This is a genomic window from Streptomyces sp. NPDC057445, from assembly GCF_042802855.1.
In the GTDB taxonomy this organism is placed as follows: Bacteria; Actinomycetota; Actinomycetes; order Streptomycetales; family Streptomycetaceae; genus Streptomyces.
In genome coordinates this window covers 661,764-683,229 of sequence record NZ_JBHVDH010000002.1, presented here as the reverse complement: position 1 = coordinate 683,229, position 21,466 = coordinate 661,764, and the positions used below count along the sequence as shown (strand labels likewise).

At 70.0% G+C, this 21,466-nt stretch carries 16 protein-coding genes and 1 pseudogene; 8 read left to right on the top strand and 9 right to left on the bottom strand.

Going from position 1 to position 21,466, the window contains the following annotated elements; all coding sequences use genetic code 11:
* Window positions 1–129: 129 nt before the first annotated feature.
* The gene (locus tag ACFU5O_RS07775) at window positions 130–1,005 is read left to right on the top strand and encodes a 3-hydroxybutyryl-CoA dehydrogenase (protein ID WP_384237653.1); all 876 of its coding nucleotides are present in this window, start codon (window positions 130–132) and stop codon (window positions 1,003–1,005) included.
* Between the two features lie 140 nt (window positions 1,006–1,145).
* Window positions 1,146–1,751 (top strand): TetR/AcrR family transcriptional regulator, encoded by a 606-nt coding sequence (locus tag ACFU5O_RS07770; protein ID WP_384237650.1) that lies wholly within the window; start codon window positions 1,146–1,148, stop codon window positions 1,749–1,751.
* Window positions 1,752–1,821: 70 nt separating this feature from the next.
* On the opposite strand, the gene ACFU5O_RS07765 is transcribed toward ACFU5O_RS07770, so the two are convergent.
* Genes ACFU5O_RS07765 through ACFU5O_RS07755 form a run of 3 tightly spaced genes read right to left on the bottom strand, consistent with a single transcriptional unit; the run spans window position 1,822 to window position 5,229 of the window.
* Window positions 1,822–2,568, bottom strand: coding sequence for a succinate dehydrogenase/fumarate reductase iron-sulfur subunit (locus ACFU5O_RS07765; RefSeq protein WP_384237647.1), 747 nt, complete (start codon window positions 2,566–2,568; stop codon window positions 1,822–1,824).
* Window positions 2,565–4,523, bottom strand: coding sequence for a fumarate reductase/succinate dehydrogenase flavoprotein subunit (locus ACFU5O_RS07760; RefSeq protein WP_384237644.1), 1,959 nt, complete (start codon window positions 4,521–4,523; stop codon window positions 2,565–2,567). Before ACFU5O_RS07760 ends, ACFU5O_RS07765 begins: the two co-directional genes overlap by 4 nt.
* 1 nt (window position 4,524) lies before the next feature.
* Window positions 4,525–5,229 carry a succinate dehydrogenase gene (locus ACFU5O_RS07755; protein ID WP_384237641.1) on the bottom strand — a complete coding sequence of 235 codons (705 nt, stop codon included), beginning with the start codon at window positions 5,227–5,229 and terminating at the stop codon, window positions 4,525–4,527.
* Window positions 5,230–5,324: 95 nt separating this feature from the next.
* Here ACFU5O_RS07755 and ACFU5O_RS07750 point away from each other — a divergent pair, with 95 nt between their 5' ends.
* On the top strand, window positions 5,325–6,260 hold the full coding sequence (locus ACFU5O_RS07750) for a LysR family transcriptional regulator (protein ID WP_384237639.1): 936 nt from the start codon (window positions 5,325–5,327) through the stop codon (window positions 6,258–6,260).
* A 113-nt stretch (window positions 6,261–6,373) separates the two neighbouring features.
* Here the strand turns inward: ACFU5O_RS07750 and ACFU5O_RS07745 are convergent, their stop codons facing one another.
* The 3 genes from ACFU5O_RS07745 to ACFU5O_RS07735 all read right to left on the bottom strand — a co-directional run bounded on the left by ACFU5O_RS07745 (window position 6,374) and on the right by ACFU5O_RS07735 (window position 10,530).
* Entirely contained in the window at window positions 6,374–8,545 is a 2,172-nt protein-coding gene (locus ACFU5O_RS07745; protein ID WP_384237636.1) for a putative bifunctional diguanylate cyclase/phosphodiesterase, read from the bottom strand.
* Window positions 8,542–9,354 (bottom strand): SAM-dependent methyltransferase, encoded by an 813-nt coding sequence (locus tag ACFU5O_RS07740; RefSeq protein ID WP_384237633.1) that lies wholly within the window; start codon window positions 9,352–9,354, stop codon window positions 8,542–8,544. Before ACFU5O_RS07740 ends, ACFU5O_RS07745 begins: the two co-directional genes overlap by 4 nt.
* A 210-nt stretch (window positions 9,355–9,564) precedes the next feature.
* Complete coding sequence (locus ACFU5O_RS07735; RefSeq protein ID WP_384237631.1) at window positions 9,565–10,530, bottom strand: SCO0930 family lipoprotein; 966 nt, start codon at window positions 10,528–10,530, stop codon at window positions 9,565–9,567.
* 711 nt (window positions 10,531–11,241) lie between these two features.
* On the opposite strand from ACFU5O_RS07735, the gene ACFU5O_RS07730 reads away from it, so the two are divergent.
* A complete protein-coding gene (locus ACFU5O_RS07730) occupies window positions 11,242–12,006 on the top strand; it encodes a hypothetical protein (protein WP_384237628.1) in 765 nt (254 codons plus the stop codon).
* 193 nt (window positions 12,007–12,199) lie between these two features.
* Window positions 12,200–12,757: a hypothetical protein gene (locus ACFU5O_RS07725; protein WP_384237625.1), complete on the top strand. Its 558-nt coding sequence runs from the start codon at window positions 12,200–12,202 to the stop codon at window positions 12,755–12,757.
* A gap of 93 nt (window positions 12,758–12,850) precedes the next feature.
* Here ACFU5O_RS07725 and ACFU5O_RS07720 read toward each other — a convergent pair.
* Window positions 12,851–13,359 (bottom strand): annotated as a pseudogene (locus ACFU5O_RS07720) (hypothetical protein).
* 987 nt (window positions 13,360–14,346) lie between these two features.
* On the opposite strand from ACFU5O_RS07720, the gene ACFU5O_RS07715 reads away from it, so the two are divergent.
* Window positions 14,347–15,006 carry a class F sortase gene (locus ACFU5O_RS07715; RefSeq protein WP_384237622.1) on the top strand — a complete coding sequence of 220 codons (660 nt, stop codon included), beginning with the start codon at window positions 14,347–14,349 and terminating at the stop codon, window positions 15,004–15,006.
* 69 nt (window positions 15,007–15,075) lie between these two features.
* Here ACFU5O_RS07715 and ACFU5O_RS07710 read toward each other — a convergent pair whose 3' ends face one another.
* Window positions 15,076–15,909: a polysaccharide deacetylase family protein gene (locus ACFU5O_RS07710; protein WP_384237619.1), complete on the bottom strand. Its 834-nt coding sequence runs from the start codon at window positions 15,907–15,909 to the stop codon at window positions 15,076–15,078.
* Between the two features lie 111 nt (window positions 15,910–16,020).
* Window positions 16,021–19,353: a bifunctional lysylphosphatidylglycerol synthetase/lysine--tRNA ligase LysX gene (gene lysX, locus ACFU5O_RS07705; protein ID WP_384237616.1), complete on the bottom strand. Its 3,333-nt coding sequence runs from the start codon at window positions 19,351–19,353 to the stop codon at window positions 16,021–16,023.
* A gap of 107 nt (window positions 19,354–19,460) precedes the next feature.
* Between lysX and ACFU5O_RS07700 the strand changes: the two genes are divergently transcribed.
* Complete coding sequence (locus tag ACFU5O_RS07700; protein WP_384237613.1) at window positions 19,461–19,922, top strand: universal stress protein; 462 nt, start codon at window positions 19,461–19,463, stop codon at window positions 19,920–19,922.
* 110 nt (window positions 19,923–20,032) lie between these two features.
* On the top strand, window positions 20,033–21,466 hold the full coding sequence (locus ACFU5O_RS07695; RefSeq protein ID WP_384237611.1) for an amino acid permease: 1,434 nt from the start codon (window positions 20,033–20,035) through the stop codon (window positions 21,464–21,466).

The following is a 21,466-nucleotide window of genomic DNA, read 5'->3' as shown; positions in this document are numbered from 1 at the left end:
GGGGCCGGGCGTTACGGCTGGGCCCCCCGGCGGGCGGGGGGCGGGCGGCCGGGGCGGGGGGGCCCCCGGCGGCCGCCCGCCCCCCCCCCGGACGACCGAATCCACTGAACCACTCGGGAAGGAGAGCCGATGGCCGGAGCCGAGCGGTACCGCATCGAGCGGGTCGGCGTCGTGGGCTGCGGACTGATGGGGTCCGGAATCGCCGAGGTCTGTGCGCGTGCGGGGCTGGACGTCGTGGTGGCCGAGGCCGACCGCGCGGCGGCGGAGGCCGGCCGGGCCAGGATCGCCGGCTCGCTGCGGCGTGCCACGGACAAGGGCAAGCTGTCCGCCGCCGAACGGGACGCGGCCCTGGCCCGCGTCGACGTGGTCCCTGGCCTGGAACCACTGGCCGACCGTGATCTGGTCGTGGAGGCTGTCGCCGAGGACGAGGCCGTGAAGCTGGATGTGTTCGCCCGGCTCGACGCGGTGGTGGACAGCCCGGACGCGATTCTGGCGACCAACACGTCGTCCATCCCGGTCATCCGGCTCGCCGCGGCCACCTCCCGCCCCCAGCAGGTGGTGGGTCTGCACTTCTTCAATCCGGTGCCCGTGCTGCCGCTGGTCGAGCTGGTGCCGTCCCTGCTGACCGGGGAGGAGACGACCCTGCGGGCGGAGGCCTTCACCTCCGGGGTGCTGGGCAAGCAGGTGGTCAGGGCACGGGACAGATCGGGGTTCGTCGTCAACGCGCTGCTGGTGCCGTATCTGCTGGCCGCCGTACGGATGGCGGAGGCGGGCACCGCGTCGGTCGAGGACATCGACCGCGCGATGACGCTGGGCTGCGCACACCCGCTCGGGCCGCTGGCGCTGACCGATCTGATCGGTCTGGACACGACCAGGGCCATCGCGGAGTCGATGTACGAGGAGTTCCGGGAGCCCCTGTACGCGCCGCCGCCTCTGCTGTCCCGGATGGTCGAGGCGGGACTGCTCGGCCGCAAATCGGGCCGCGGCTTCCACACGTATCCATGACCGCAAGGGGCCCGGCCCGCGGACGGCGGGGATACGCGAAGATGGGAGGCGGCGCCGCATGGGATCACCCGGTGGCGCCGCGGGGACACCGCACGAACGACCGACCGGATCGACCGACCCCAGGGAGCACCGACGTGGCCATGGCCGAACGCACTCGCGAAACACGCGAGCGGATCCTCTCCGCGGCGTGCGAAGTGATCGCCGAGGTCGGCTTCGAGAAGATCCGTATGCGTATGGTCGCCGAGCACGCCGGGGTCTCGACCGCACTGCTCCACTACCACTTCGAGACCCGCGAGAAGCTCTTCACCGAGGCGATGAAGCACTCCTTCGCCCAGACGGGGACGGAGCTCGAGCGGGACGCCGATTCGGTGCCCGCGTCGGTCATCCTGGCGCGCATTCTGCACAGTCTGCTCCCCACCGACCCGGAGCTGCGCCAGGACTGGCGGCTCTGGCAGGAACTGTGGGTGCGGGCACTGCGTGACGAGACGGCCCGGAGTTTCGCCGTGGACCTCTACGACCAGCTGCACACCTGGGTCGGCCAGGCAATGCGGCGCGGCATCGACTCGGGCGAGTTCGCCGCGTTCGACGTCGACGCGACAAGCACACAGCTGCTGGTGATGTGCGACGGGTTCGGTATCCGCCTCATGCTGGGCGACCCGAAGGTGGACCTGGCGACGGCGCAGTCCGCGATCTGGGGGGCGGTGGCACCGGCGCTCGGCGTGCCGGCGGTGTTCCCCGAGATCTGACCCCGGCGCCGCCTGACCGTCCTGCCTGTCCGGCCCGCCCGGAGCCGCACGGGCGGGCCGGCGCGAGCGGCTACCGCCCGGCCTTCCGCGTCGCCCGCAGCCACTCCTTGTTCATCGCCGCGATCGAGGGCAGCGGAATGCCCTTCGGGCAGGCCGTGGCGCACTCACCGGTCAACGTGCAGCCGCCGAAGCCCTCCTCGTCCATGGTCGCGACCATGTCGAGCACCCGGGTCTCGCGCTCCGGCGAGCCCTGCGGCAGCACATTGAGGTGGTTGACCTTGGCGGAGGTGAAGAGCATCGCGGAACCGTTGGGACAGGCCGCGACGCAGGCTCCGCAGCCGATGCATTCGGCATGCTCGAAGGCGAAGTCGGCGTCGGCCTTGGGGACCGGGGTGGCATGCGCCTCAGGGGCGGCGCCGGTCGGTGCGGTGATGTAGCCGCCGGCCTGGATGATCCGGTCGAAGGCCGATCGGTCGACCACCAGGTCCTTCACCACGGGGAAGGCCGAGGCCCGCCATGGCTCGATGTCGATGGTGTCGCCGTCCCGGAACGACCGCATATGGAGCTGGCAGGTGGTGGTGCGCTCCGGGCCATGGGCGTCGCCGTTGATGACGAGCGAGCAGGCGCCGCAGATGCCTTCGCGACAGTCGTGGTCGAAGGCGACGGGGTCCTCGCCGCGCAGGATGAGTTCCTCGTTGAGGGTGTCGAGCATCTCCAGGAACGACATGTCCTGCGAGATGCCGTCCACCTCGTAGGTGGCCATGGCACCGGGGGCATCGGCGTTCTTCTGGCGCCAGACGCGCAGTCTGAGCTTCATGCGTAGCTCCGCTGAGTGGGGTGGACGTACTCGAAGACGAGGTCTTCCTTGTGCAGGACGGGGGCCTCGCCCGTACCGGTGAACTCCCAGGCGGCGGCGTACGAGAACTCCTCGTCCTTCCGCGCGGCCTCGCCGTCAGGGGTCTGCGAGTCCTCGCGGAAGTGGCCGCCGCAGGACTCGGCACGGGCCAGTGCGTCGAGACACATCAGCTCGGCGAGCTCCAGGTAGTCGACGATCCGGTTGGCCTTCTCCAGCGACTGGTTGAACTCCTCGCCGGTGCCGGGGACCTTGATCCGGCGCCAGAACTCCTCCCGGATCCGCGGTATCCGCTCCAGTGCCTTGCGCAGGCCCTCGTCGGTGCGGGCCATTCCGCAGAACTCCCACATCAACTCGCCCAGTTCACGGTGGAACGAGTCGGGCGTGCGGTCGCCGCCGACCGCGAGAAGCAGGTTGAGGCGGTCCTCGGTCTCGGCGAGCGCCTCGGCCACGGCCGGGTGGGAGGCGTCGACGGCCTCGGGGTGAGGGTTGCGGGCGAGGTAGTCGTTGATGGTGGACGGCAGTACGAAGTAGCCGTCGGCGAGTCCCTGCATGAGGGCTGACGCGCCGAGCCGGTTGGCTCCGTGGTCGGAGAAGTTGGCCTCCCCGATGGCGAAGAGCCCGGGCACGGTGGTCTGAAGGTCGTAGTCGACCCAGAGGCCGCCCATCGTGTAGTGCACGGCCGGATAGATCCGCATCGGCACCTCGTACGGGTTCTCCGCCGTGATCCGCTCGTACATGTCGAAGAGGTTGCCGTACTTCTCCTCGACCTTCGCCCGGCCCGTCCGGGCGATGGCATCGGCGAAGTCGAGGTAGACGCCCTGGCCGCCTGGGCCGACTCCGCGGCCCTCGTCGCAGACGTTCTTGGCGGCGCGGGAGGCGATGTCGCGGGGCACGAGGTTGCCGAAGGAGGGGTAGATGCGTTCCAGGTAGTAGTCGCGCTCGTGCTCGGGGATCTCGTTGGCCGGTCGTGTGTCGCCCTTGGCCTTCGGCACCCAGATCCGGCCGTCGTTGCGGAGCGACTCGCTCATCAGCGTCAGCTTGGACTGGTGGTCGCCGGTGCGCGGGATGCAGGTGGGGTGGATCTGGGTGAAACAGGGGTTGGCGAAGTACGCGCCACGCCGGTGGGCGCGCCATACGGCGGTGGCATTGGAGTTCATCGCGTTCGTCGACAGGTAGAAGACGTTGCCGTAGCCGCCTGAGGCGAGCACGACCGCGTCGGCGAAGTACGTGTCGATCCTGCCGGTGATGAGATCGCGGGCCACAATGCCCCGGGCCCGGCCGTCGACGACGATCAGGTCGAGCATCTCGGTGCGGGGGTGCATCTCGACGTTGCCGGCGGCGATCTGCCGGGAGAGCGCCTGGTAGGCGCCGAGGAGCAGTTGCTGTCCCGTCTGGCCGCGGGCGTAGAAGGTACGGGAGACCTGGACGCCGCCGAACGAGCGGGTGTCGAGGAGACCGCCGTACTCACGGGCGAAGGGCACGCCCTGGGCGACGCACTGGTCGATGATCTCCACGGAGATCTGGGCGAGACGGTGGACGTTCGACTCTCGGGCGCGGAAGTCGCCGCCCTTGACGGTGTCGTAGAAGAGACGGTGGACGGAGTCGCCGTCGTTGCGGTAGTTCTTGGCCGCGTTGATGCCGCCCTGGGCGGCGATCGAGTGGGCGCGGCGCGGTGAGTCCTGGTAGCAGAACTGGACTACGTGGTAGCCCTGTTCGGCGAGTGTGGCTCCGGCGGAGCCGCCGGCGAGGCCGGTGCCGACCACGATGACGGTGTGCTTGCGGCGGTTGGCCGGGTTGACGAGTTTCGCCTCGAACCGGCGGCGGTCCCAGCGTTCCGCGATGGGCCCTTCCGGCGCCTTGGTGTCGGCGATCGGCTCGCCGGTCTCGTAGGCGCTGTGGTCGACGTGGTCGTTCATGTCAGCTCACCAATCCGGTCATGACGGCGACGGGTACCGAGATGAAGCCCACCGTCAGCGCCAGTGCGAGGACGTTGGCGGCGGTCTTGAGGGCGCGGTCGCGATGCGCGTTGCCGACGCCGAGGGTCTGAGCGGCGCTCCAGAAGCCGTGCCGGACGTGCAGGCCGAGGGCGAGCATCGCGGCGAGGTAGACGGTGTTGCCGTACCAGGTGGAGAAGGTCGCGACGACGTTCTGGTACGGGCGCCCGTGCTCGGCGTTCTCGTTGACGGTGAGCGTGGTCAGGTCCAGCAGATGCCAGACGATGAACAGACCGAGGATGATCCCGCCCCAGCGCATGGTGCGGGTTGCGTAGCTCGCGCGCGGCCGCTTGTGGACGTACTTGCTGGGGCGCGCCTTGATGTCCCGCCGGCTGAGCTGGTAGGCCGACACGCCGTGCAGCACGACGGCGGCGAGCAGCACCACGCGGACGATCCACAGGGCCCACTCGTGGTGGAGGAAGGGCTCGCCGAGGGTGCGCAGCCAGTGCGCGTAGCCGTTGAACTCGTCGGAGCCGAAGAAGATCTTGAGGTTGCCCAGCATATGGACGACGAGATAGCCGAGCATGATCAGACCGGTCACGGCCATCACCGACTTCTTGCCGACGGTCGATCCCCAGAGGGTGCGCGTCAAGGACGGTCGTCGGTCCGTCCGCGTTGCCAGAGCCATGGACACGACGCTAGGCCGGTCCTCCCGAGAGGTCCAAGACATGGTGCGGCTCATATCCATAGGCTGTGCCTATCGAGGCGTCTATCGTGGAGGACATGCAGTTCCAGCAGCTCCAGTACTTCGTGGCCGTGGCCGAGACCCGGCACTTCACCCGGGCCGCCGAGCAGGTGCATGTGTCGCAGCCCTCGCTGTCCCAGCAGATCCGGGCCCTGGAGAAGGAACTGGGCGCGGAGCTCTTCAGCCGCGCGCGCGGCAATATCGCGCTCACCGACGCGGGCGAGGCGCTGCTGCCGCTCGCCCGCCGGATCCTGGCCGACACGGACACCGCCCGCCATGAGGTCCAGGAGCTGGCGCAACTGCGGCGCGGGCGCGTCAGGCTCGGGGCGACGCCGAGTGTGTGCACGGGCCTGCTGCCCGAGGTGCTGAGGGCCTTCCACGATCGGCACCCGGGGATCGAACTGCTGATCGAGGAGAGCGGCTCCCACGATCTCGTGCGGGAGCTGGCGCGCGGCGCACTGGATCTGGCGCTCGTGGTGCTCCCGCTGCCGACGCCTTCACCGGCGCTGACGACGGTGGAACTGCTGCAGGAGGACCTGGTGGTGGTGTCGGCCCCTGGGCATGGCCCGGGAGATGCCCGCCCGGCCGCGCCCGCGCCGGGCAGGCCGGTGCGGATCGCGGAACTCCAGGGGGAGCCACTCGTGATGTTCCGGCACGGATACGACCTGCGGGAACTGACCGTCGCGGCATGCCGCGCGGAGGGCTTCGAACCGTCGTTCACGGTGGAGGGGGGCGAGATGGACGCGGTGCTCGGCTTTGTCCGGGCCGGGCTGGGGGTGGCGGTGGTGCCCCGGATGGTCGCGGACAGAGCGGGGCGCGACCTGCGCGTGACCGAACTCGCTCCCCCGGGTCTGCGGCGGACGATCGCGCTCGCGCACCGCAGCGACGTGGCTCCGCCACGGGCGGCCCGAGAGCTCCAGCGGATGCTGCTCGGCTCGCGGCGAGGAGCGGCGGGCCCTGACCCGGACGTGTGATGTCCGGTGGGTGGCGCCGTACCGGCTGCCGTCCGTCACCTGCCCACCCGTTCGCGCACTCCGTCCGGGGGCGCCCCCGCCGCCCCTCGGACCGACTGCCCACGACCCGCGTCCTACACCGCGTCCGCCAGGGACAACGCGTGCAGGCGGTCCGGCGGACCCGGGCGCGCGTAGTACCAGCCCTGGGCCGTGTCACAGCCCAGTTCGCGCAACTGCTCCGCCTGCGCGCCCGTCTCGACGCCCTCGACCGTGACGGCGAGTTCGAGGCTGTGGGCCAGCGAGACGATGCCTTCGACGATCTTGATGTCCACAGGGTCCGCCGGGTGCCGCTGCATGCCCTGGGTGAAGGAGCGGTCCAGTTTGAGGACACTCACCGGAAGACGCCGCAGATTGGCCAGATTCGAGTAGCCGGTGCCGAAGTCGTCGAGCGCGATGTCGACACCCATCTCGGCCAGTTGCCGCAGCGGCTTGAGCAGATCCTCGTCCGCGCCGATCAGCGCGGACTCCGTGACCTCAAGACACAGTGCCCCGGGCTCCAGCCCCGAGCGCTCCAGGACGTCCACCGTGTCGGCGACCAGGCCCGGGTGATGCAGCTGGGTCGGCGACAGATTGACGTTGATCCGCAGCGGCCTCGCGCCGCCGACGAGTGGGAACTGCTCGTGCCAGAACCGGGCCTGGCGCACGGCCTCCTGGAGCACCCAGCGGCCCAGGGGCACGATGAGCCCGGTGTGTTCCGCCAGCGGGATGAAGCGGTCCGGGCCGAGTACGCCGTGCTGCGGGTGGCACCAGCGCACCAGCGCTTCCGCCCCGTGCACGCTGCCGTCGCCGAGATGCACCAGCGGCTGGTACTCGATGAAGAACTCCCCGCGCTCGAGCGCCGCGGGCAGGGCCATGGTCAGCCCGTGCCGGGTGATCGCGCGGGCGTCCGCCTCCGGGTCGGCGAACTCGAAGCGGTTGCCGCCGGCTGCCTTGGCCCGGTACATCGTGATGTCGGCGCTGCGCAGCACCTCCGCGGAGGTCCGCTCACCGGCCACCCCCTCGACGATCCCGATGCTGCCCCTGACGCTGATCTCACGCCCATCCAGCATGACGGGCCCGGACAGGACGCCGAGGATCCGGCCGGCGAGGTCACGCACCTCACGTGCGCTGTCCGGTCCGGTGGTCAGGGCCACGAACTCGTCGCCGCCGAGCCGGGCCACCATCTCGCCCGGCGCGGTGGCGCAGCTCTGCAGCCGGTCCGCGATCTCGACGAGCAGCCGGTCACCGGCCGAGTGGCCGAGGCTGTCGTTGATCGCCTTGAAGCCGTCGAGGTCCAGATAGCAGAGGCCGAAACGGGCCCCTTCCTGGGCGGCGAGTGCCTTCTCCAGCCGCTCGAAGAAGAGCGTGCGGTTGGGCAGGCCCGTCAGCGCGTCGTGCGTGGCCTCGTACCGCAGCCGGAGGTTGAGCAGCCTGCGCTCGGTGGTGTCCTCCATCAGCGCCAGCTGGTACTCCGGGTTCCCCTCGGCGTCCCGCAGCAGCGACACCGTCAGATTGGTCCACAGCACCGTGCCGTCGTTGCGGTAGAACGGCTTCTCGACCCGGAAGTGCTCGCGTTCCCCGCGCACCAGCTCGTCGTAGAGGTCCCAGACGTGCGGCCGGTCCTCGGGGTGGGACCAGTCCTGGACCCTGCGACCGCGGACGTGGTGTTCCAGCCCCCCGAACATCCGGGTGAGGGTGTCGTTGACCTCCAGGACGTTGCCTTCGAGGTCCGCGATGCCGATGCCGACCGCGGCACCCTCGAACACGGCGCGGAAGCGTGTCTCGGTCGCGTGCAGGGCCTCCATGGCGTCGCTGCGCGCCGCGAGAGCGGAGCGTGCGATGGCCTCCTGCTCGGTCAGGGTGCGCTCGCGCAGCGCGTGGGCGTACCCGGCCGAGAGCGCGTGCTGCAGCCGGGCGCAGCGGGCGCGGCTGTCCTCCGCCGGCTCCTGGCTGTTCCCGCAGTAGAGAACGAGATAGGAGTCCACGACGCCGAGTGTGCGGCTGAGCGCGTCCGGATCGGTGCAGTGGGCGTCGACGAGCGCGGCCCCCACCCGCTGGGCGGCCGTGGTGTCGAAGGGACGTGTGTGCAGCGCGTCGCTCAACCTCCGTGCCAGCGGCAGCAGATGCTGTTCGAACTCGGCGCGGGTCAGCGACGTGGCCGTCACCGGGAAGATCGCCCGGCTCCAGATGGTCGCGAACCGCCGGAGTCTGTCCTCGAGGCCGTCCGGGTCCGCCGCGGAACCCGTCGCCTGCGACGGCACCTTCACGCTTTGCGCCCCACCCCTGCGAAGCCGGAGAAGGCGTAAGGGTCCTCCTGCTCGGCCGGGGTGTCGGGCCGCCAGTCGCCCATGGACACCAGTCCCGGTTCGACCAGCTCGAACCCGTCGAAGAACCGCGCGACCTCCTCGCGGCTGCGCATGATGAGCGGGTTGCGGATGTTCTCGTAGACCCCGACGGCGCCGCCGACCCGCTCTTGGGGGACCGGGATGCCGTTGTACGCGGCATGGGTGACGAGGATGAGGCTGCCGGGCGCCAGTGCGTCCCGGAGCTCGGCCACCGCGCGGTGCGGCTCGTCGGCGTCCTCGATGAAGTGGAGGACGGATACGAGCAGCAGGGCGACCGGGCGGTCCAGGTCGAGCAGGTCGGCGACCTCGGGGCTGTCGAGGATGTCGCGCGGCTTGCGCAGGTCCGCCCCGGCGATGCCCGCGTCGTCGTTGCCCTCGAGCACGGCCTGGCTGTGGGCGACGGCGACCGGGTCGTGGTCGACGTACACGACGCGCGCTCCGGGACTGGCCTCCTGGGCCACTTCGTGGACATTGCCGAAGGTCGGAATGCCGGAGCCGATGTCCAGGAACTGGGTGACGCCCTCGCTCACGGCGAAGCGGACGGCTCGGCGCATCACGGCCCGGTTGGACTGCATGATCTTCGGGAGGCCAGGAACGAACTCCATGGCCCTGCGTGCGGCTTCCCGGTCGACCTCGAAATTGTGCGAGCCGCCCAGGTAGTAGTCGTAAATGCGGGACACGCTCGGCACCGATATGTCGATGCCCGGCGGAGCCCAGGCGGGACGCTCCATTGATATCTCCAACAAGTCGCCACGGGACGTACGGCCATGTATATGGCCGGTGTTCGAGCCGAGGCTACTGATCGGCCGCCAAGAGAGCGAGCAGAAACGGAAATTAACGGTCCGTTCTTGGTCACACATGCCTTCGGCACGTGCGTCCGGCCCGCCTTCACGCGGAGGCGTGGAAGACGGGCCGGACGGGGCCGAAGCGCTGTGTGGGGACTACTTGGGCGCTCCGACCGGCTTGCCCTGGGGCGAGACGGCGTACCATGTGCCGCCCACGCCCTGCCCGTTGGTGTCACCGGGCTTGGAGTCGCCGGAGTAGGTGTAGATCGGCCAGCAGTCGATGGTCTGCTGCTTGATCCCGTCGGGACGGTCGAAGGTGACGAAGCCCTTCTTGAGGATGCCCTCGGTGTCGTTCTTGGCGACGGGCTCCACGACCGGCCACTTCTCGAGGCAGGCGCCGGTGCAGGCGGTCTTCATCGGCCAGGCCGAGTCCTTCATGAAGCGGTAGACCGTCATGCCGTTCTTGTCGACGACGACGTCGCCGAGCTTGGGGTCCTTGCGGACGGACAGGCCCGCGAGGTCCGCGGCCTCGCCACCGGCCTCTTCCGCGCCGTCGCCCGCGCCTCCGGCGGCGGCCTTCTTGCCGTCGGGAGCCGAGGCGAACCAAGTGCCGCCCACACCCTGGCCCTTGGTGTCACCGGGCTTGGTGTCCTTGGCGTACCGGTACATCGGCCAGCCGCCGATGGTGAGCTGCTTGCTGCCGTCGGCACGGGTGACCTCTCCGATCAGCGAGGCGTCGGTCCCGGGCGCGGCCGTGACATCGCCCGCGGCCACGACGGGCCAGGCCTTGGCGCAGTCGCCTTCACAGTTCGACTTCGGCGGGCTGACGGTGTCCTTGTCGAAGCGGTAGAGGGTCCATCCCTCGCTGTCGGTCAGTACCTTGCCGAGCTTCTTGCTGTCCAGAACGGCGAGCTGTCCGGCGGTCTTCGGGGCGGACGCCGCCTCACCGGCCCCGCTGTAGTCGGCGCCGTAGCCGCCGGCGGCCGGCTGGCCCGCCGGCTTGGCCGCACCGACCGCCTGACCTGCGGGGGTTGTCGTGCCAGTCTCCTGACCGCACGCCGTCGTCAGCGCGAGTACGGCCGCTGCAGTCACCGCGAGCGAGGCGTTCCGCCAGGTATTCATGTCAACTCCCGTGAGACCTGATCTTCTTGCGGCGCGTAGGTGCGCCGTTCATGGCCCTAGGTACGGGCGGGAGGGCTCGTTGTGTTCAACGGGCCGGAAAAAATCTTGCGGAGCCGCAAACCAGAGCGCCCGACAACCCCTCCATCAGGCGAATCGCCGACCGTTCCGGCGTGTCCGGGGCGTCTGCGGATCATGCTCATCGGCGTGTACGGATCGCTCGTAGGGCGGCTGTTGTCGGCCGCCGCACTCGCCTGGCTGCTGGCGGCCCCCGCGCCTGCCGCCGCCGACAACTGCTCGTACGCCTCGATCGGCCGGGACGGCTCTGCCTCCAACGTCGCTGTCACGGGCAGCGGTCGCTGCTGGGCCGGGCCGTCGCCCGCCCCGGAGCCCCCTCCTCCGCCGCGGCCGGCCCCGCCCCCGCCGGAGCCTCCTCCGCCTCCGCCTCCACCTCCGCCTCCACCGCCACTGCCACCGCGGGTCGAGCCCCGGCAGGCACCACCTCCGCCGCCTCCCTCACCGTCTCCCTCACCGACGGTCCGGCCGAAGCCCCCTTCGCCCGCCCCGGTCGCGATCCCCGACTACCGCCGACCCCCGCGCAAGGAGCCACGGGGCGGCCCCTCCCTGGTCTCGCTCACGCTCCTCGTCACCGCGCCCGCGGTACTCGCCGCGGCCTTTCTGCGTCCCCGCTCCCGCTAGCCCCCGGAGGTACCCGTGTCGGAATGGGCCGTACTCTCGATCGCGATGGCCGCGGCCTGCGCCGTCGTACTGACCATCACCGTCATCAACAACCGCCGCATCGGCGAGAACGACGACCCGACGGAGACCCCCGATGTCATCGAGTACATGACGATGATGATCGGCGTGGTGTACGCGATCGTCCTGGGCCTGGCGATCGCCGGCGTATGGGAGGCGCGCAGCGCCGCACAGGACTCGGTGCGCGTCGAGGCGCAGGCACTCCACGAGGTCTCGGCACGCGCCGAGGTCTACCCGCCGGCGGTCAGAACCCGTATCCGTGAGGACGTCGACGCCTATGTCACCCATGTCGTGGACACCGAGTGGCGCCACATGGTCGAGCGGGGTTCCCTTACGGACAAGGGCGACCGGCTCCTCCAGCAGGTCCGGCGGGATGTGACGGACTATGTACCGAAGACGGACCACGAGGGGCAGGCCTATCAGCCACTGGTCGACCAGGTCGCGGCGGCCGACGATGCGAGAGGGGCCAGGGGGCAGAGCATCGAGGCGACGATGCCCGGGGTGGTGTGGTTCGGACTGATCACCGGCGCACTGGTAACCGTTGGCCTGATCTTTACGCTGCAGATTCGCCGGACTTTCCGGGAGCTGCTCCTCGCCGGGCTGTTCAGCGCCCTGATCGCCTTTCTGCTCTTTCTGATCTGGGATTTCGACGCACCGTTCGGCAGAGGAATTTCGGCCACGGCCGATCCGTTCCTCGCCCTCTTCCCCCAAGCCCGCGGCTGACGACGTGACACCCGGGCGGCGCAGGCTGCGGAGACTCCGATGTCCGCCGCTCGGGTGACGCACATGCCCCATTCGTCCTACAGCGATCGCGGGTGTGATAGTGCGCTCCTAGCGTTTCGGTCATCGAGGTGCATTCCCTGCCTTTGTGGAAACCCGTTCCGCAGCTGCTCCTCGGGGACCCGGAGGATTGACCATGCGCGCGATACCCGTTGCGTCCGCCGCTCTGCTCGGAGCGGCCGCCCTCGCCCTGACCACTCCCCTCGCGACTGCCGCCAGTGCCGCCAGTGCCGACGGCGCGGGCGGCGCCGCCGGCCCGCCGCGCAAGCAGCCGTTCTCGTTCGCCGTCTCCCCGTCGACCGTGGCACCGGGCGGGCAGGTCACCCTGTCCGTGTCCGGCTGCCCCACGTCGGCCACGGCCTCGTCCGGCGTCTTCGACACCGTCACCATCCCGCCCGGCCTCACGGGCACGGCGACGGTCGACCGGGACGCCAGGCGGGGTGCCGTGTACTCGGTGACGTTCACCTGCAACGGCCAGTCGGGAACCACCGACCTGAGCATCTCCGGCGGCACGGCGACGCCGACGACGCAGTCGACGTCCACCGCCTCCCCCCAGGGCGTCAAGGGCGGTCTCGGCGGCGCTGTCAGCGAGATGAACGCCGGCAAGATCGCGACCGGCGCGGTGCTCGTGCTGGTCGCGGCGGGCGGCGTCTTCTACGTGGTGCGCAGGCACCTGGGAAGCCGTCTGCACTGAGCGCCCCGCCCCGTGAATGAAGCCCGTCGCCCCGAGTCCTGGTCCAGGACTCGGGGCGACGGGCGGTTCGGGCCGACCGGGAGGTTCGGCCGGTCATGCCTTTCCGCTGCTCATGCGACGGCGAACGAGGAATACGGCGCCGCCGATCGCCGCTGCGGCGACGAGCCCGCCGCCCACGGCCATCTCCTTGGTGGAGGGTCCGAGAGAACCGCCCAGACCGCCCTGCGCCCCCTGGGCACGCAGCACGGTGAAGGTCCGGGTGGCGACCCGGTTGCTGTCGTTGCACCGGACGGCGAGGTTGTACTGGCCCGGCGTGGCGTTGTCGTAGATCCGGGCCGTGGCCTCGGCAACGCCGTTGTCGAAGTTGTTGAAGTTGTTGAAGTTGTTGAAGTTGTTGCCCCGGCCGTTGTTGCGGCCCCGATCACGGTCGTTACGGCCCCGGTCACGGTCGTTGTTGTTGAATCCGTCACCGTTGAAGTTGAAGTTGAAGTTGCCGTTGCCGTTGCCGTTCCCGTTGCCGTTCCCGGCCCCGTCCCCGGCGACCCCGTTCCCGTTGCCGTTGCCTTCGTCACGGCCGTCCTTGTCACGGCCGTCCTTGTCACGGCCGCTGTTGCCACCGACCCCGTTCCCGTTGCCGTTGTTCTGCCCTCGGCCGTTGTTGTCCCCTCGGCCGTTGTTGTCCCCTCGGCCGTGGTTGTCCCCTCGGCCGTTGTTGTCCCCTCGGCCGTTGCCGTTCACGGTCGCATTCCCGTTGCCGTTGCCGTTGCCGTTGCCGTTCGCGCTCGGACTCGGGGTCGCGGTGACGGTCGCGGTCGCTGTCGCTGTCGGGGTCGGGGTCGGGGTCGGGGTCGGCTCCTGGAACAGGTTCATGTCCAGGCTCGTGTCCAGGCTCGCGTCCGCGTTCGGGTTCGCGTTCGGGTTCGGGTTCGCGTTCCCGACCTCATCAGGACTGTTGCCGGTCGCAGTACCGGCCGGGTCGTCGTTGCGGGCCCGATTCGGGCTGCCGCCCTGGCCGCGGTTCGGGCCGTACCCCCCGCGGTCGCCGAACGAGTTGAGGTTGGCCGTGGGGAAGGCGTTGGACGTGACGACACCACCGCGGTTGCAGCCATCGACATGGATGTTCATGGTGCCGCCCTGGTGGACCGCGGACGGGGAGAGGGAGATGTTCCTCGGGCCGGTGCCACCCCCGGTGCTGGTGGCGGCGACCACGGGCACGGTGAGCCCCATCGTCGCCGCGCATGCGGTGATACTCACCGCGAGAGCGCGTGAAGCACGCATGGTTGAACCTCCAGTGGATGGCGCCCCGGAACGGTGCTCCGGGAGATTCGACGAAAACGCCCTCCATGACGAACACTCACCGAGTTGCACATTCGCCGCATTTCGGGGTTGGTCCACCCCGGTGAGCCGACACGCCGGTGCGCAGTGCCTCGATCTGACGGAGCCGCAGGTCACGGACCCGTCGGACATCTCATATGCCTATGCACTCGTATGGGTCATCCCAAGTGGCCGAACCACCCGTTCGCCCCTCTCAGGTCGCCGCCCATGGCCGGTGTGCTTAACGTGCCTGCAGACGATGAGATGGGAGAACCATGGGCCAGGACTACACCGGCTCGGAGTCCAGAAGACGCTCACCCTGGGGCGTACTGGCTCTCGTCATGCTCACCGGCCTCGCGCTGGTGCGCAATGGCGTCGACATCGGCATGGGTCCGCCCCAGCCCGCGGTGGCCGCGGGCCTGGACAGCCGCCGCCTCGACCAGAACTCGCTCTCCCTCAACGGAACCGTTGAGCCGCTTGCGTACGCCCCCGCGTCCCGGATCTCCGTCCCCGCGATCCGGGTCGACGCACCGATCGTCGACGTCGGCCTGGACCCCAACGGCTGGATCCAGGCGCCTCCTCCGCAGGACACCAACCTGGCCGGCTGGTACCAGAACGGCATCGCGCCGGGCCAGCAGGGCACCGCGGTGATCGTCGGCCATGTCGACAACGCCGGGGGGCCGGCCGTCTTCTACGGTCTGGGGTCGCTGCGCAAGGGCGTGCACATCGAGGTGGCCCGATACGACGGGCAGACCGCCGTCTTCGAGGTGTACGGCGTCGAGGTGTTCTCCAAGCAGAACTTCCCCGGCCCCCGCGTCTACGGCGACACCGGCAGCCCGGAGCTACGAGTGATCACCTGCGGCGGCGGCTACTCCAAGGTCAGCGGCTACGACGGCAACGTCGTCGTCTTCGCCCGCATGATCTCCTCGCGGTGAGCTGTACGAGGGGCCGTGGGGCCGTCGGCCGGGCACGCCGGCGGCCCTGCGTCACGCCCCCGTCCCGGCTCAGCGCACGGGTACCGTGATCCGGTACCCGGAGTCGAGCAACGCCGGCAGATAGCGGCGGAGTGCGGCCACGCTCTGCGACCGGTCGCCGCCCGCGTCGTGCGAGAGGACGACCGCCCCGGGCTCGGCACCCTCCAGGACACTGCTGACGATCGCGCCGGTCCCGGGCTCTCGCCAGTCGAGGGTGTCGATGGTCCAGGCGAGCGGCTCCATACCGAGTTCGGCGCCGATCTCGAACGAATGCCGGTTCCACGCTCCGTACGGCGCCCGGTACCAGAGGGGCGCGGCGCCGAGGGTCCTCTCGATGAGCTCGCTCGTCTCGGCGAGTTCCTCGTGGATACGGTACGGCCGGAGCCTCGGGATCAGCGGATGCGACCAGGTGTGGTTCCCCACCACATGCCCGTCGTCGGCCATCTCCCGCAGCAGATCCCGATGGCCCACCGCCATCTCTCCGCAGACGAAGAACATGGCACGTACGCCGTATCTGCGCAGGGTCTTCAGGATGCGCGGGGTGTACCGGGGGTCGGGTCCGTCGTCGAAGGTCAGCACCATGGCGTGGCCGATGGCCGGGAGGCTCAGAAAGGGCTGTCGGCGTACGGGTGTTGCGGCCCTGGTCATGAGGTACGGCGCGAACGACGTCATGGGCTGCAGGCGGTACGCGGAAGCGTCGTACCGGACGGCCGCCTTCGGGCCTCCGGCGGGCGGGACCGTCGCCGGCCGGTCGGGCGTGCGCGTCCACTCAGGACTCAGCAGGGGTGCGACGGCGGCTGCCCCGACGCAGGCGGCGATGCGCAGCAGCGACCGCCGCCCCGGTGGCATCTGATCCTTCTTCATGAGCAATGGCTGCCATGTGCGCCGTCCGGCGGCCTTCAGCAACACCGGTTCGGAGTACGAAAGCACCCGAAGGGGGTATCGGTTTACACACCGGTTCGATCCGACGGACGGTCAGTGGCGGCGCACGAGCGGGAACGGCAGTGTCTCCCGGATGGTGAGGCCCGTCAGGAACATCACGAGCCGGTCGACGCCGATTCCGAGCCCGCCGGTCGGCGGCATCGCGAACTCGAGCGCGTCCAGGAAGTCCTCGTCGAGTTCCATCGCCTCGGGGTCGCCGCCCGCGGCGAGGAGCGACTGGGCGGTGAGCCGTCGGCGCTGCTCGACGGGATCGGTCAACTCCGAGTAAGCAGTGCCCAGTTCGGTGCCGAAGGCGACGAGGTCCCAGCGCTCGGCGAGGCGCGGGTCGCGGCGGTGCTGGCGGGTCAGCGGGGAGACGTCGGTCGGGAAGTCCTTGTAGAAGGTGGGCAGCTGGGTCTTCTCCTCCACCAGCCGCTCGTACATCTCCAGGACGATGTCGCCGCGGGTGTCCTCGGGGCGGTGCGGGACTCCGGCCGGATCACAGAGCCGCCGCAGCGTGTCCTCGTCCGTGTCCGCGTCGACCTCTTCACCGAGCGCTTCCGACAGGGCGCCGTAGACCGTTCTGACCGGCCACGGCCCGGAGATGTCATGGACGACGAGGTTGCCGTCCTGCTCCGTCCTGTGCGCGACGGGTGAGCCGAAGGCCGCGGTGGCGGCGCCCTGGATGAGTTCGCGCGCGAGGTCGAGCATCACGTCGTAGTCGGCGAAGGCCTGGTAGGCCTCGAGCATCGTGAACTCGGGGTTGTGCTTGTACGAGACGCCTTCGTTGCGGAAGGTGCGGCCCATCTCGAAGACCTTCTCCATGCCGCCGACGCAGAGCCGTTTCAGATAGAGCTCCGGGGCGATGCGCAGATAGAGGTCGAGGTCGTAGGCGTTGATATGGGTGGTGAAGGGGCGGGCGTTGGCGCCGCCGTGGATCTGCTGCAGCATCGGGGTCTCGACCTCGAGATAGCCGCGGTCGAGCAGCCCCTGCCGCAGTGCCTGTACGGCGGTGGAGCGGGCCCGTACGACACTGCGGGCGTCGGGCCTCGCGACGAGGTCGAGATAGCGGCGGCGGACCCGGGCCTCGGGGTCGGCGAGGCCGCGTCGCTTGTCGGGCAGCGGGCGCAGGCATTTGGCGGTGAGCTGCCAGGAGGTGGCGAAGACGGTGAGCTCGCCGCGGTCGCTGGCTCCGATCTCGCCGGTGGCGGTGATGTGGTCGCCGAGGTCGGCGTCCTTGGTGAAAGCGTCCAGGACCTCCGCGCCCGACCCTTCGCGGGTGAAGGCGATCTGCAGATCGCCGGACCAGTCGCGCAGCACCGCGAAGACGACTCCGCCGAAGTCGCGTACGGCCATGACGCGTCCGGCGACGGTGACCTGTTCGCCTGTGCGCGTCCCGGCCGCCGGTGAGGGACGGGCGGCGCGGATCTCGGCGAGGGCGCCCGTGCGTGGCGCGACCCCGACGGGATAGGGGTCGATGCCCCGCTCGCGCAGCCGCTCGAGCTTGCGGTGGCGGACCCGCACCTGCTCGGGCAGTCTGCGCTCCCCCATCGGGCGCACGGTGTCGGGCCCGGCGAGTTCCAGCGCGTCGATCGCCGGAAGTCCCTCGGTGCCCGCCACCGGCCCGGCGCCCGGGCGCGGCCGTCCGTTGCCCCGGAGTCTGCGCATGCTCGGTACGGCGACGAAGCCCTCGGCGATCGCCGAGGCGAGGCCGATGCGGGCGAGCGAACCGGCGTCCCCGTAGCAGAGGAACCTCGGGTACCAGGCGGGCTGGTACTTCACGTTGGACCGGTAGAGGGCCTCCAGCTGCCACCACCTCGAGAAGAAGAGCAGCAGCCTGCGCCACAGACGCAGAACGGGTCCCGCGCCGATCCGGGCACCTTCCTCGAAGGCCGAGCGGAACACCGCGAAGTTGAGGGAGATGCGGCGGACACCGAGCTGCGGTGCCTGCGCGCAGAGCTCGGCGACCATGAACTCCATGACGCCGTTGGGGGCGGTGTCGCGGTCGCGGCGCATGACGTCGAGCGAGATCCCGTCGCGTCCCCAGGGCACGAAGGAGAGCAGCGCGACCAGCCTGGCCTCGTCCTCGGGGCCCGCGTCTGGACCGGGTGCATACGCCTCGACGAGCAGGCAGTCGCCGTCCTCCGGGTCGCCGAGCCGGTCGAGGGCCATGGAGAATCCGCGTTCGGTCTCGGTGTCGCGCCAGGCGTCGGCCCGGTGCGTGATCCGCTGCATCTCCTCGTCGCCGAGCGCGGAATGCCGACGGATCCTGACGGTGACGCCGAGTCTGCGGACCCGGTTGACGGCCTGCCGGGTGACCCGCATGTCCCGGCCGTCGAGGTCGAAGCGGTCCACGTGCAGGATCGCCTCGTCGCCGAGCTGTATCGCGCCGAGCCCGGAGCGCGCGTACGCTCTGGCGCCGTCCTCGGACGCGCCCATCACGGCGGGTGCCCAGGCGTAGCGGCGTGCGACGTCCAGCCACGCCTCGATCGCAGGGGTCCATGCCTCCTTGTCGCCGACCGGGTCTCCGCTGGCCAGGGCGACCCCGGCTTCGACCCGATAGGTGACGGCGGCTCTGCCGCTGGGCGCGAAGACGACGGCCTTGTCGCGGCGGGTGGCGAAGTAACCGAGGGAGTCCTGGGAGCCGTAGGCGCCGAGCAGCGCGCGGATGCGGGGTTCCTCGTCGCCGTGCAGGGCGGCTTCCATGCGCTGGGAGCGGAAGAGGGTAGCCGCTGAGTTCAGCAGGGCAAGGGCTCCGAACAGGCCGAGGAGGAAGAAGAGGGCGCGGGGCGGGGTGCCGTCGAACTGGGCGCTGGAGACGAGTCCGCCGAGAACCCGGTTGGCGGACCAGAGCAGCCGCTGCTGGGGGACGAGGTCGTTCGGGAACAGCTCGACGAGTCCCCAGCCGGCGAGGATCCCTGCGGCGAGCCCCAGGATCAGAACGAGAACGGCCCGGCGCAGGGATCCGCGCCGGGTCGCTGCGTAGAACTCTCGTCGTGCGACGACCAGCAGCGCCAGCGCGGTCAGGCACACGGCGAGGCTGGGGATCCAGAGCCAGTCACGCTCGAAGGAGATCGCCAGGACGTCGCTGAAGGCGATCAGCGCCAGATAGGCGACCACAAGCCACCAGGCCGCCTTCTTCCTGGCGCCGATGGCGGCGGCCAGCAGCAGCAGGAAGACGGCGTACGCGAGGTTGGCGCTGACGGGTACGGCGATCCAGTCGAGGAACGCCGCGACGGGCCGGAGCAGCCTGCGCAGGGGCGCGATCAGCGCGATCAGCGCGCAGAACACACCCAGCAGGGCGAAGAACATCGCGAAGGCGCCCGGCACCTTGCTGCTGAAGCCGCGACGGGCAACGGCTGAGCGCTCCGCCACCGTGACACTCATGTTCCGCACTTTAGGGAGACCGTGGCCGCGCCGCCTGTCGGCGGCGGTGGCGGTGTGCGGTGGACCGGGCCGGTGGATCCCGGAGGACAGGCCCTAACCTCGGTGGTGTGAATGAGCGGCAGCCCCAGGGGTTCGAGCGTGGCACCGACGGTCCGAAGGTGATCGTCGTGGGCCTGGACGGTTCCGACTCGTCGCTGCGGGCGGCGGCGTACGCGGGCGGACTCGCCCGTCGGCAGAACGCCCTGCTGGCGGTGGTGTACGTACAGCCGGTGATGCCGGCGGGCGCCGCGCTGGGCGCCCCGGTCGCCGACACCACCCAGGAGGTCGCGGCGGAGCTGGTCGCGGAGATCCGGGAAGGCGTGGAGAGAGTGCGGGGCATCTGGGACGTACGCTGGGAGTTCCACACCTTCCGTGGTGATCCGTACAGCGGGCTGGTGACGGCAGCTGACGAGCTGAAGGCGGACGCGGTGGTGGTGGGCGCGTCGGAGTCGGCGGGACACCGGATCGTCGGCTCGGTGGCGGTACGGCTGGTGAAGGCCGGGCGCTGGCCCGTCACGGTGGTTCCCTGACCTGCCCGGACCTCTCACCTCGCGGTCACCGCATGTCGTCTTCCGCCACCGGCCGCCCCGGTTTGTCATGCGCCGCCATCGGCTGACAGCAGTCTGCGAAGAGGTGACTCATGGCCGGGCTACGGATGGGGCAGGGCGTGCTGCGCCGCAAGCCCATCGAACAGATCGAAGAAGGCATCCCCAGCGAACAGCTCACCCGATCACTCGGCCTGTGGCAGCTGACGGCCATCGGGGTCGGCGGCATCATCGGCGCCGGGATCTTCACCCTCGCCGGGGCGGTGGCGCACGAGAAGGCGGGCCCCGCGGTCCTCCTCTCGTTCCTGATCGCGGGCGTGGCGAGCGCGGCCGCGGCGTTCTCGTACGCCGAGTTCGCGGGGCTGATCCCGAAGGCGGGGTCGGCGTACACCTACGGGTACGCGGTACTCGGTGAGCTGGCCGGCTGGTTCATCGGCTGGGATCTGCTGCTGGAGTACACGGCGATCGTGGCGGTCGTCGCGATCGGCATCTCCGGGTACTTCAACTTCCTCCTCGGCGAGACGGGGGCGCAGCTGCCTTCGTGGATGCTGGGCGCGCCGGGAACGGGCGAAGGGCACGAGGTCGACCTGTTCGCGATGCTGTTGTGTCTGTTCACGGCGTATCTGCTGACGCTCGGCATCAAGAACGCGGCCCGGTTCGAGACGGTCGTCGTGGGGCTGAAGGTCCTGGTCGTGCTGCTGGTGATCGCCGTCGGCGTCTTCCACATCGACACCGCCAACTACAACCCGTTCTTCCCCTACGGCGTCAGCGGGGCGTTCGCGGGTGCGGCGACGGTGTTCTTCGCGGTGTTCGGGTACGACGCCATGTCGACGGCGGCCGAGGAGGCCAAGGACGCGCAGCGCCATATGCCGAAGGCGATCATGTACTCGCTGGCGATCTCGATGGTGCTGTACGTGGCGGCCTGCCTGGTGCTGACGGGTATGCAGAACTACACGGAGATCGACCCGGAGAGCGGCTTCTCCTCGGCCTTCAAGGCGGTCGGTCTGAGCGGTCTCGCGAACGTCATCGCGGTCGGCGCGATCATCGGCATTCTCACCGTCATGTTCACCTTCATGCTGGGTGTGACCCGGGTGTGGTTCTCGATGAGCCGGGACGGGCTGCTGCCCCACTGGTTCGCGAAGACGCACCCCACGCGGCATGTGCCGGTGCGGGTCACCTGGATCGTCGGCTTCGCCTCGGCGCTGATCGCCGGGTTCCTGCCGATCGGCGAGGCCGCGGAGCTGACGAACATCGGCATTCTGCTGGCGTTCGTCGTGGTGTGTGTCGCCGTGACCGTGCTGCGCTACCGCCGGCCGGATCTGCCGCGGGCGTTCCGCTGTCCGGGCATGCCGTACGTCCCGGCGATCGGTGCGCTGTTCTCCCTGTGGCTGATCACGTTCCTGTCCTGGCACACCTGGGTGCGCTTCGCCGTGTGGCTCCTGATCGGCCTGGTCATCTACTTCGGGTACTCGTACCGGAAGTCGGAGCTGGCGAAGGCGGAACAAGGGGCCGGCACCGGGACGCAGTGA